Annotated in this window: 10 protein-coding genes; 2 read left to right on the plus strand and 8 right to left on the minus strand. The window is 69.3% G+C overall.

The window, feature by feature from the left end; genetic code table 11:
* Nucleotides 1-60 precede the first annotated feature (60 nt).
* Nucleotides 61-1,995, minus strand: a complete 1,935-nt coding sequence (locus MicroSTF_RS15245) for an endonuclease/exonuclease/phosphatase family protein (protein ID WP_322956836.1) — start codon at nucleotides 1,993-1,995, stop codon at nucleotides 61-63.
* A 187-nt stretch (nucleotides 1,996-2,182) separates the two neighbouring features.
* Between MicroSTF_RS15245 and MicroSTF_RS15250 the strand changes: the two genes are divergently transcribed.
* Nucleotides 2,183-2,587, plus strand: a complete 405-nt coding sequence (locus tag MicroSTF_RS15250) for a VOC family protein (RefSeq protein ID WP_322956838.1) — start codon at nucleotides 2,183-2,185, stop codon at nucleotides 2,585-2,587.
* Here the strand turns inward: MicroSTF_RS15250 and MicroSTF_RS15255 are convergent.
* The 6 genes from MicroSTF_RS15255 to MicroSTF_RS15280 all read right to left on the minus strand — a co-directional run bounded on the left by MicroSTF_RS15255 (nucleotide 2,575) and on the right by MicroSTF_RS15280 (nucleotide 8,726).
* Entirely contained in the window at nucleotides 2,575-2,949 is a 375-nt protein-coding gene (locus MicroSTF_RS15255; protein ID WP_021198817.1) for a VOC family protein, read from the minus strand. The two genes, MicroSTF_RS15250 and MicroSTF_RS15255, sit on opposite strands and share 13 nt — an antisense overlap.
* A gap of 128 nt (nucleotides 2,950-3,077) precedes the next feature.
* Entirely contained in the window at nucleotides 3,078-3,707 is a 630-nt protein-coding gene (locus tag MicroSTF_RS15260; protein ID WP_399553092.1) for a response regulator, read from the minus strand.
* A complete protein-coding gene (locus MicroSTF_RS15265; protein ID WP_292763170.1) occupies nucleotides 3,704-4,897 on the minus strand; it encodes a sensor histidine kinase in 1,194 nt (397 codons plus the stop codon). Before MicroSTF_RS15265 ends, MicroSTF_RS15260 begins: the two co-directional genes overlap by 4 nt.
* A gap of 40 nt (nucleotides 4,898-4,937) precedes the next feature.
* Nucleotides 4,938-5,693 (minus strand): ABC transporter permease, encoded by a 756-nt coding sequence (locus tag MicroSTF_RS15270; protein WP_322956841.1) that lies wholly within the window; start codon nucleotides 5,691-5,693, stop codon nucleotides 4,938-4,940.
* Between the two features lies 1 nt (nucleotide 5,694).
* Nucleotides 5,695-6,669 (minus strand): ABC transporter ATP-binding protein, encoded by a 975-nt coding sequence (locus MicroSTF_RS15275; protein ID WP_322956843.1) that lies wholly within the window; start codon nucleotides 6,667-6,669, stop codon nucleotides 5,695-5,697.
* A gap of 185 nt (nucleotides 6,670-6,854) precedes the next feature.
* Nucleotides 6,855-8,726, minus strand: coding sequence for an FAD-dependent monooxygenase (locus MicroSTF_RS15280; protein ID WP_322956845.1), 1,872 nt, complete (start codon nucleotides 8,724-8,726; stop codon nucleotides 6,855-6,857).
* A gap of 159 nt (nucleotides 8,727-8,885) precedes the next feature.
* On the opposite strand from MicroSTF_RS15280, the gene MicroSTF_RS15285 reads away from it, so the two are divergent.
* Nucleotides 8,886-9,596 (plus strand): IclR family transcriptional regulator, encoded by a 711-nt coding sequence (locus tag MicroSTF_RS15285; protein ID WP_167253342.1) that lies wholly within the window; start codon nucleotides 8,886-8,888, stop codon nucleotides 9,594-9,596.
* Between the two features lie 105 nt (nucleotides 9,597-9,701).
* On the opposite strand, the gene MicroSTF_RS15290 is transcribed toward MicroSTF_RS15285, so the two are convergent.
* The gene (locus MicroSTF_RS15290; protein ID WP_021198824.1) at nucleotides 9,702-11,081 is read right to left on the minus strand and encodes an MFS transporter; all 1,380 of its coding nucleotides are present in this window, start codon (nucleotides 11,079-11,081) and stop codon (nucleotides 9,702-9,704) included.
* Nucleotides 11,082-11,191 lie beyond the last annotated feature (110 nt).

The following is an 11,191-nucleotide window of genomic DNA, read 5'->3' on the forward strand; positions in this document are numbered from 1 at the left end:
GGGATCGGTATCGGGCGATGCCGGCACGACGTTGAGGCCGGGCCGGCACCGCCCGTCGGATCAACCGTGACGCCGACGCCGTCGCCACACGACGAGGCCCAGCCCCACGCCGAGCAGCAGCGCTCCGCCGAGGAGCAACGGCATGCTGTCGGCACCGGTGGTGGCGAGGCTGTCACTCTTCACCGTCCCGCCCCCGGATCCGGGGGCTGCGGCTCCCCCGGTGCCGGGTGCGCCGCCCGGGGTACCCCCTGGCGATTCGCCACCGATAGAAGCGGTCACGGTGAGCGCGACGGTCGTCTCCGCACCATCGGGGTCGATGACGACGATGCTGTGAGCCCCGGGGGATGCGTCCGCGGGAACGGTGACGGTCGCACGGAACGCGCCCGACGCATCCGTCGTCGCCGTCCCGAGCGGCATCGGAGTCGAACGCAGCTCGATCCGCAGCGCGGTCGTGGCGGGGAAATCGGTACCCGAGATCGTGACGTCGCTTCCGGCAGCGACCGAGGCCGCGCCGAGCTGCACGTTCGGCTGCTCGGGCTCGGGCTCGGGCTCGGGCTCGGGCTTCGCGCACCCCTCGTCGCAGACCGTGAAGTTCGCCAGGACCGCCTTGTGATCGGAGGGCCAGACGGCATCCGGAGTGAAGATCTCATCGGCGCTGTCGTCGACGACGCGCGCGTTGCGCACGATGGTCGACTGTGGACCGACCACGGCCGCTCCGTCGATCGAGAGCCGCCGGTCCGGCGTCGCGAAGATGTAGTCGATACGGTCGCGCTCATCCGCTTCCGGCGCCCAGGTGAGCGATGACGTGGGGAACAGGGGGTTGTCCGAAGGCCAGGTGAAGCCCGGGTTCGCCACCGGGTCGGGGTGCACCGTGCGGAAGGCGTCGACCAATCCCCCGTCGAGCAGCCTCTGGGTCGTCTGCCAGGGGACGACGACGCCGTTGTGATCGAAGAGACCGGCGGTGGCAGCCGTCCAGTCCTGCGAGGGTGGTTCGTTGAAATCTCCGCCCACGATGGCGAGTCGTCCCGCCGCTCGCTCGGCGTCGATGTCGGCGACGAGATCCGCAGCCGCAGCGGGGCGGCCGGACTGCTCGTTCGCCTTCAGGATCGCCTCGACATCGGTCACGGGAGCGCCGAGCTTGCTCCAGGTGTTCCAGCCGGCCGGCCAGTCACCGAGGACCTCGCCGCCGTACCCCCGCGGAAGGTAGGTCGTGTACCAGCGGTACTCCAGGTGACCGCCGTAGACGACCACCTCGGAGCCGTTCACATCGAGCACCGCTTTCGACCACCAGCGCCCGACCGTGTCGGTCGAGAGGATCGGATACCGCGAGACGATGCCGGTGTCGGTCGCAGTGAGGTGCTGATACCCGAGCAGTGCCGCGACCTGGGCGGGAGCCTGACCCACCTCGGGCAGGAACGTCACATCGGCATCGGTCTGCGTGATGATGTCGGCGATCTGCCGTGCCCCGTCGGCGACCTGCGTGCCGCCGTGCCACACATTGAACGTCAGCACGTTGAGGCCGCTCTTCCCCTCGATCTCCGGCTTCGGCTCAGCAGGCGTGACGGGCGGCTCGGCGTCATCGTCCGTGACGGTGAGGTCGATGGGTCCGGCGAGCACGTTGTAGCCGTCGTCCTCGAGGAGATAGACGTCGTACTCCCCCGCTCCCATCGTCGACGAGTTGCGGGTCCACCCCTCACGCGTCGAAGGGTTCCAGGTGACCTCACCCGCCGCGGTGGGAACGTATCGCCAGTCCAGAGACGCCGGACCACCGGGCACCACGCCGTCGCGATAGATCCCGATCCAGTTGCGGTCGTGAACAGCCGTGCCGGCATCGAACGTGAAGGTCACGGTTTCGTCGATCGCGATGCTCGGGGAGTCGACCGCGAGCGATCCGTCCGCCGCATGTGCGGGCGGGCCCACGAGGATTCCGGCGAGAGCGATGGCGGCGCCGAGGAGAGCGAGTCGTCCTCGCTTCGGCCGGGAGGGGGAGGTCATTGCGAGGAGGTCCTTTCGAAGCGCGGTCCGTCGCGACGGTACGGGCGTCGGATGACCGGCTCGTGACCTCGAGGTGAATGCCGGTGGCGGGTGGCACGGAGAACGGCTGCCGGAGCGTCGTCGCGGGAGCTTCGAACCACCACGGGCATCGTCCGCTCCGCCGGCTCTCCCCTGGCAGACTCGGACCATGCCGGGTTTCCATCACGTCGAACTGTGGATCGCCGATCTCGACGCGGTACGCGCGGAATGGCGCTGGATCCTCCAGCGCCTCGGTTTCACGCTCGACAGCGAATGGCCCGGCGGTGAATCGTGGGTCGCCGACAGCGCCTACCTCACTCTCACGACGTCTCCGAATCTGTCGGGCCCGACGCACGACCGCCGACGTCCCGGACTCAACCATCTCGCGTTCCACGGCGGTGCGCGCGCTGCCGTCGATGCGCTCATGGCGCAAGCACCCGCCCACGGCTGGGATCCGCTCTACGCCGACCGCTTGCCGCACGCCGGCGGCGACCGGCACTACGCCGGGTGGCTCGAGAACGCCTCCGGCTTCAAGATCGAGATCGTCGCCGACGCCGGGTCCTACGCTCCATAGTCGGGGAGCTGCTGCAGCGTCCAGGAGTTGCCGTCCGGGTCGTCGAACGATACGAAACGCCCCCAGTCCAGCTCCTGCACCCCGCGGGCGGAGACGCCCAGACCCTGCAGGTGGGCGAGCGCCTCATCGGCATCCGGGACCACGACCTGGATCGTGTTCTGGCTGCCCGGCTCGAGGTCGATGCCCAGGCCGGTGCCGAACGCGATCGAGCATGCCGACCCCGGTGGCGTCATCTGCACGAAGCGCAGCCCCTCGGTGGGCGTCTGGTCCCAATCGGCGTTGAAGCCGATCTTCTCGTAGAAGGCCTTCGAGCGGTCCACGTCGGTGACCGGCACGAAGATGAGTTCGATCTTCCAGTCCATCAGGTGCTCCTCCTGTCGGGCGCCGTCGCCCGTCGCCGCCAACGGTACGCGTGAGCACCGACATTCGACCAGCGACATTCGACCAGCGACATTCGACCAGCGACATTCGACAGTGAGCGAACCGCCCCTCAGATCCACCCCTTGTCGAGGGCGATCCGCACCGCCTGCGCACGGTTCGCCGCCCCGGTCTTCCCGATCGCCGCGGAGAGGTGGTTGCGCACGGTTCCCGCTGACAGGAACACCTCGGCGGCGATCATCGCGGCGGAACGGCCGTCCACGGCGAGTCGCAGCACCTGTCGTTCCCGATCGCTCAGGGGGTTCGCACCGTCGAACAGGCTGTCTGCGGCGAGCGCCGGATCGAGGACACGCAGTCCGGACTGCACGCGTCGCACCGCCTCGGCCAGTTCCTCGGCGGGGGTGTCCTTCACGATGAAGCCGCTGGCACCGGCGTCCAGAGCGGAGCGCAGGTAGCCGGGACGCGCGAACGTCGTCACGACGAGGATGCGCGTCCCCGTGCTCACCTCACGGATGCGCCGTGTCGCATCGATTCCGTCCACCCCGGGCATCTGGATGTCCATGAGACACACGTCCGGTCGCAGCTCCTCCGCGAGCCGCACGGCTTCCGCCCCGTCCGCGGCCATGCCGACCACGGTGAGGTCGGGCTCCAACTCGAGCAACGCCCCGAGCGCGCCCCGCACGAGAGCCTGATCGTCGGCGATCAGCAAGCGGATGCCGATGTCGCGGCTCGATGCGTTCACCAGGTCACCTCCACGCGTGTGCCCGCGTCGCCGACGGGCCCCAGGACGAACGACGCACCGGCCGCCGCCGCGCGTTCACGCATGCCGCGGATGCCGTTGCCTTCCACCAGGCCGACACCCACTCCGTCGTCCTCCACCACCAGGCGTCCGGGGAGCAACCTCACCCGAACCGTTCGAGCACGAGAATGCCGGAGCGTGTTCGTGGTCGCCTCGCGGAGGATCCAGCTCGCGGTGATCGCCTGCACCGGCGACAGCGCGCTCGGCTCCCCCTCGACCTGCAGAGCGATGTCCGCCGCACGGAACGAGTCGCGAGAAGAGGCGAGCTGCTCCACGAGCGTGGTCCCTCGCGCGCCGGCCACCGTCGAGCGGACGCCCGCGATCGCCTCCGCCGTGAGCCGTTCGATGTCGGCCAGCTCGGCCTTGGCCCGCTCGGGATCGGAGTCCATCAGCCGCCGCACCAGCTGCGCCTTGAGCCCGACGACGGTCAGCGAGTGCCCGATCAGGTCGTGCACGTCGCGGGCCACCGCTTCACGCCCCTCGCTCGTCGCCAGCTCGAGGCCGAGCCTCTCCGCCTCCGCCGAACGCAGGATGAGCCACGTCGACACCGTGTTGACCACGCCGAGCAGCGCCACGATCGCGAGCACGGACAGATAGCTGATCCCCCCAGGAAGCAGGAAGACGCACAACGCCGTCACCGTGACCGCGGCGATCGTCGTGATCCAGTGCCACAGGCGCGTCAGCCCGTAGGAGGCGAACGACATGAGGAACGGCAGGAAGCTGAGCGCCGATCCTCCCTCCGCCGGGATCGAGATCACGACGCACCCGATCAGTGCGACGAACGTGATCCACTGCCTCCGCGAGGGTGCGCGACCCAGTCCGCCGCCGCCCCGCATCCCGTGCATGAAACCGGTGACGTACAGCACGACGAACGCGACCAGTGCAGCCCACCCCACCACGACCCACGGGACCGGCGCTTCCGAGCGCAGCAGCGCGATCACCGGATAGACGAGGAACACGAGCCAGATCACGGCCATCAGCCAGCCGAACCGCGCCCACGGGTCCTTCCCCGTAGCGCTGCGCGCTCCGGAAGCCGCCCATGCCGCCGGGGCCGCGCCCGCCGCCGCGAACGACGCGGCCTCACGGGCGGACCCTGGCGTCTCTGGACTCTCCGGGTTCGTGTGTCGCGTCATCCGTCCAACCTACTGTCGCCCTGTGCCGCCGTCGGGGCCGCTACTGCCGCGCCCGGGAGCGCTTCATCCCCATCATGACGAGGAGGGCGAACAGCACGAGCCAGACGGCGACGTTGAGGAACAGCATCCAGAGCGGATCGGTCTGTCCCGTCGTGAGCGTCCCGTCGGTGAGGGGCCACCGGCTCAGGGCGACGAAGCCGTACAGGGGGGTGAAGCGCGCGATGTCGAGCATCACACCGTCGAGCGGCATGAACACGTTGCCGAAGAACGCGAAGAACGTCATCGAGATCGAGGCGAGGGCCGCTGCCGAGTCGGAGCTGAAGAACAGTCCGACGCCGAGACCGAAGAGTCCGTACATGAGGCCGATCCCGAGGATGATGCCCGCCGTCGCGACCCAGCGCCAGGCGTCTTCCGCCTCGGCACCGGTCATCATCCCGGCGGTGAACACCGCCACCAGCGCCAGCGCCGCGAAGGCGACCGCGGTGAGCAGCTTCGTCACCGCGTATCCGGCCGTCGTGAGCGGGGTCATCGCGAGCTGGCGTCCCCACCCCTGCTTGGCCTCCGTCGCGGCGAGCGACGTGAGCGAGCTCATGGCGACCGCCGTGCCATAGGCCGCCATCGAGGTCATCACGTAGAAGGAGACGTTCCCGTGACCGGCAGAGAGCGAGCCATAGCCCATTCCGGCACCGAACAGCAGGTACATCGCGACCGGCATCGCCAGAGTGAACGCGAGCGTATAGGGGTTGCGCAGCTGGCGGAGGCATTCGATGCGCAGCATGGTGGGTGAGACGAGCATGTCAGTTCTCCGTCAGTGCCGTGAAGGCGGTCTCGAGGGTGGGCGCGGCGATCTCCAGGTCATGGGCACCGTTGTCGAGCAGGATGCGGGCGGCGGCGTCGGAGTCAGCGGTGCGCAGGCTGAGTCGATCGCCGTCGAGCCGCACGCCCGCGACACCATCGGCCGCGCTCAGCAGGGCGACGAGCGCATCCGCGTCTTCGTCGACCGTCGCCGAGACGGTCCGCTCTCCGAGACTGGCGCGCAACAGCGCGGTGGGGGCGTCGGCGACGACCGTCCCGCGATGCATCACCACGGTGCGGCGTGCGAACTGCTCGGCCTCCTCGAGATAGTGGGTGGCGAAGACGATCGTGCGCCCGGCATCCGCATCCGCCCGCATGACATCCCAGAAGCGCCGCCGGGCTGTGACGTCCATTCCCGCCGTGGGCTCGTCGAGCACCAGGATGTCGGGGTCGGACACCATCGCGAGCGCGAACTTCACGCGCTGCTGCTCACCACCGGAGCACTTCGAGACCCTTCGGCGGGCGAGATGCTCCAGGTCGGCGCGGGCCATGACATCGTCCACCCGGTCGAGGGCGTCGGCACCGTGGAGAGAAGCGATCAGCCGCACCGTCTCTCCGACGGTCAGGTCGCCGAGCAGGCCCCCGGTCTGCAGCACCGCCCCGATCGAACCGCTGGAAGTGGCGCGCTGCGGTGTCGTCCCCAGCACCCGCACGGTGCCGCTGCTGGGCTCGGTGAGCCCGAGAAGCATGTCGAGCGTGGTGGTCTTGCCCGCACCGTTCGGTCCCAGCAGCGCGACGACCTCGCCACGTCGGATCGACAGGTCGACCCCGTCGACAGCCTGCACCCGGCGGTCGCCCGTGCCGAAGTGTCGTTTCACGGCGCTCAGCTCGAGCACCACGGGTTCATCGGTCGGGGCGGCGGTCACCGGTCGAGCGGAGGCCCGCGTCGCCGTCCCGTCCACGGAGGAGTTGTTCATGCCTCCAGCCTCGTCCGATGCGGGCGGTGGCGCCGGAGGGCGGTGTCATCTCCTGGACGTGACACGTGTCATGTCCAGGCGCCCCGCAGCCCCGGGAGGAGAACTCACCCTCGGGCGGAACGACCGGGGCCGACGCTCCGCCCGTCGAGGGGATCTCCGCCGGACGCGGAGCGGAGCCCGGGACCTCAACGCGCCGGAAGCAGCGCCCCCTCGAGGAAGTCGGCCAGCTCGGTCGTGTCATACAGCGGCAGGATCGCTGCCACGTACTGGTCTGGCCGCACCACGACCACCACGCCGTCGCGCGACAGCTCGCGCGCGGCGAAGATGTCGGTCTCGGTCCACTTGCTGGGGCCCGCCGCGTACACCTTCTCCCAGTCGGTCAGTCCGAGCGGCCCGGTCTTCGGCTGGAACAGCGCGGGAGCCGAGGTGACCTCGACCTCTTCGAACGGCTGCTGATAGACCGCCTTGACATCGAAGACGGCATCGACGTCGGCGTCCTCCGGCGTGAAGCGCGCGAGCAGCGGCTCGGCCGCCTCCGCCCATGTGGCGAGCCCTTCACCGGTGCGGTCGCCGAATGCGTACACCCGCCAGCGGCCGTCGGCTTTCGCGTGGTGCCCGAGGTGCACCACGTTGCCGTCGCCCACGCGCACGACCTCGGCGGACTTGAAGCGCTTCCCGAGCGGGAAACCCACGGCCAGATCCTGGTGCCGGTCGGTTCCGGTGATCATCGACGAGGTGTACTGCGTCATGAACCCCGACGGGAACTCGGCCGTGGCGAGGTAGTAGGTCGCCAGCTCGTTGGGGTCGGAGATCTCCTCGGGCTTCCGCGCCATCAGGCTCGACCACTCGCGGTCGAAGTCGATCAGCTGCTGCGCCACGGGCCGCCGCTCGGCACCGTACGTGGCCAGCAGGGCTTCCGGGGCACGGCCCGAGAGCACCGAGCCGAGCTTCCACCCGAGGTTGAAGCCGTCCTGCATCGACACGTTCATGCCCTGGCCCGCCTTGGCGCTGTGCGTGTGGCACGCGTCGCCGGTGAGGAACACCCGGGGCGTGCGTCCCGAACCGTCGATCACGTCGTCGAACCCGTCGGTGACCCGGTGACCGACTTCGTACACGCTGTGCCAGGCGACCTCGCGGACATCGAGCGTGTACGGGTGCAGGATCTCGTTCGCGCGGCGGATGATCTCCTCGATCGGCGTCTGCCGTACGCGGTGGTCATCGTCGTCTGCGACCTCGCCCAGGTCGATGTACATGCGCGAGAGGTATCCGCCCTCCCGCGGGATGTGCAGGATGTTGCCCGCCTCGGAGTTGATCGCGCACTTGGTGCGCCAGTCCGGGAAGTCGGTGTTGACGAGCACGTCCATGACGCCCCAGGCGTGCGCGGCCGAGGCGCCCACGTGCGTGCGGCCGATCGCCTGACGCACACCGCTGCGGGCGCCGTCGCAGCCGACGACGAACTTGGCACGGATGGTCCGCTCCTCGCCCGAGCGCTCCCCCGCGACGTAGCGGATGCCGACCTCGACGGGGTACTCCCCCTCGTCGTGCACCGTGAGGCCGGTGAACTCGACCCCGTAGTCGGGCACGATCCGGCCGGGCCCGTTCGCCGCGGCCTCGGCGAAGTAGTCGAGCACGCGGGCCTGGTTGACGATGAGGTGCGGGAACTCGCAGATGTCGTAGGCGTAGTCGGAGGTGCGCGAGGTGCGGACGATCTCGTCGCGCTTGTCCGGGTTCGGGCCCCAGAAGTTCATCCAGCCGATGTTGTACGCCTCGGCGATGATCCGCTCGGCGAAACCGAACGCCTGGAACGTCTCGACGCTGCGCGGCTGGATGCCGTCGGCCTGGCCGAGCGGAAGGCGCCCGTCGCGCTTCTCGATGATGCGGGTGGAGATGTCGGGATACTGCGCCATCTGGGCGGCGAGCAGCATCCCCGCAGGCCCCGAGCCGACGATGAGCACATCGATCTCGTCGGGGAGGTCGGCGGGCCGGGCGACCCCGATGCCGGCGGCGCCCTGCACGCGCGGGTCAGCGGAGACGTAGCCGTGGTGGTGGAACTGCATCGTCGTCGATTCCTTCCGGACGTCATCGTCGGGTGTGTCTGTCGGAGGTGGTTCATCGGGTCTTGCACCCGACGCCATCGTATTCTATATTCGAACACACCGTTCTACTATTGAACACAGCCTAAACCGCGCCGTCCGCGATCGCAAGGGAGCACCCGCATGCCCGACAGCACGATCCCCTCGCCCGCCTCCCAGACTCTCAGTCGCGGCATCCGCATCCTCGAGGTACTCGCCGATGCCCGCGGCCCCCTGACGATCGACGAGATCGCGTCCCGTCTCGGTGTGCACCGCTCCATCGCGTATCGCCTGCTGCGCACGCTCGAAGACCACGGGCTGGTCACGCGCGACGCCTCCGGAGCGGTGAATCTCGGGGCGCGCATGGCAGCACTCGCGGCCGGGGTCGCGCACGACCTGCAGGCCGAGGCGCTTCCCGAGCTCACGGCGATCGCCAACGAACTCGGCATGACATGCTTCCTCGCCGTCCTCGACGGCACCGAGTGCATCACGCTGGCCAGCGTCGAGCCTCGGCACGCGGTCGCGAGCGTCGCCCAACGCCCCGGCGCCCGGCACCCGGTGTCGGTCGGCGCCCCCGGGAAAGCGATCCTCGCTCAGGTGCCGGTCGCGGAATGGCCGGAGGAGGTTCCCGCATCGCTTCCTGCCGACGTCGATGCGGCGCGTGCCCGCGGCTATGCGACGAGCCACGACGAGGTCATCCCCACCGTCCAGTCCGTCGCGGTCCCGCTCACCCTGCGCGGACAGCGCCCGGCCGCGATCGCCGTCGTGCACGTGGCAACAGACCTCGACGATGCCGAGATCGCCGCGCGACTCCGACAGGCGGCGTCCGACATCCGCGACGCTCTCGACGGCTGACGCGCGCGCAGCCCTCGAGACGAAGCTCCCGCCGCGGTTCCTGTCGTCGCCGTATGGCAGACGACAGGAAGCGCGACGGGAGCACGTCATGCCATCCGTGCGAGGTCAGGCCTTGGCGAGTCCGTAGATCGGGCTGACGGACTGCTCTTCCTCATGATCCGGTCCGAGCGGGATGCCCGAGCGGTCGCGGAGCAGCAGGGTCGCGACGAGACCCAGTACGGTCATTCCGGCCAGATACCAGGTGACGGCCCCCGTCGAGCCGGTCGCCTTCACGATGGCCGTCGCGATCGTCGGGGCGAACGCACCGCCGGCGATGGCGCCGATCGCGTACGAGATCGAGACACCGGAGAACCGGATGCTCGCGGGGAACAGCTCGGCGTACAGCGCCGCCTGCGGACCGTAGGTGAATCCGAGGCCGATCGTGAGGATCGCCAACCCGGCGAACAGCAGGCCGATCTCGCCGGTGTTGACCAGCGGGAACAGCGTGAACACGCCGACCAGCTGCAGCGCCCAGCCGACGATGTACGTCGTGCGGCGGCCGATGCGGTCGGACAACCACCCCGCGAGGAGCGTGGTGAGCAGCCAGGTGACCGCGGATCCGGCGACCGCCCAGAGCACGGGGCCGCGCTCGAGGCCGATGGGGCCGGCAGGGTCCGTGGCGTACCCCTGGATGTATCCGCCCGTGGTCATGTAGCCCACGGCGTTGTTGCCGGCGAACACGAACGCGGCGATGATCACGAGCAGCAGATGCTTGCGGAACAGCTGCGCGATCGGCATCCGCGCCTTCTCCTTGCGCGCGGCGAGCTCGGTGAAGACCGGGCTCTCCTCGACCTTGCGGCGCACGTAGTACCCAACGAGGATCAGCACCACGCTGAGCAGGAACGGCACACGCCAGCCCCACGCGAGGAACTGGTCGCCGGGGGCGATCACCGTCATGAGCGCCATCACACCGGAGGCGAGCAGGAGGCCGAGAGGCACGCCGATCTGCGGGGACGCGCCGAAGATGCCGCGCTTCTTGCGGGGCGCATGCTCGACGGCCATCAGCACGGCACCGCCCCACTCACCGCCTGCCGAGATGCCCTGCACGATGCGCAGCAGCACCAGCAGGATCGGCGCCATCAGTCCGATGGTCTCGTACGTGGGCAGGATGCCGATGAGGGCGGTGGCCGCACCCATCAGGATCAGCGTCCACATCAGCACGGCCTTGCGCCCGAGCTTGTCGCCGTAGTGGCCGGCGAGGAAGGCGCCGAGGGGACGGAACAGGAAGCTGACACCGACCGTGGCGAAGCCGATCAGGGCGCTGTTCTCGCCGAGCGGGGCGAAGAAGAGCTGACCGAACACGAGCCCGACGGCCGTGGCATAGATGAAGAAGTCGTACCACTCGACCGTGGTGCCGACGACGGTGGCGAACACGACACGGCGCCGATCGGCCGCTGTCGCGATGGTTCCGGTGGGCGTGAACCCAGCCTGTGACTGCCCACTCATGGGGTGTCTCCTTTGGTTGTGACCGCATTGTCACGGCGTGCAGCGGAGCGGATCCGAAGTGCTTGCCGAGGGGTGAACCGATGATATATGATTTCGAATACGACGCACAA

The organism is Microbacterium sp. STF-2, from assembly GCF_034650155.1.
In the GTDB taxonomy this organism is placed as follows: domain Bacteria; phylum Actinomycetota; class Actinomycetes; order Actinomycetales; family Microbacteriaceae; genus Microbacterium; species Microbacterium maritypicum_A.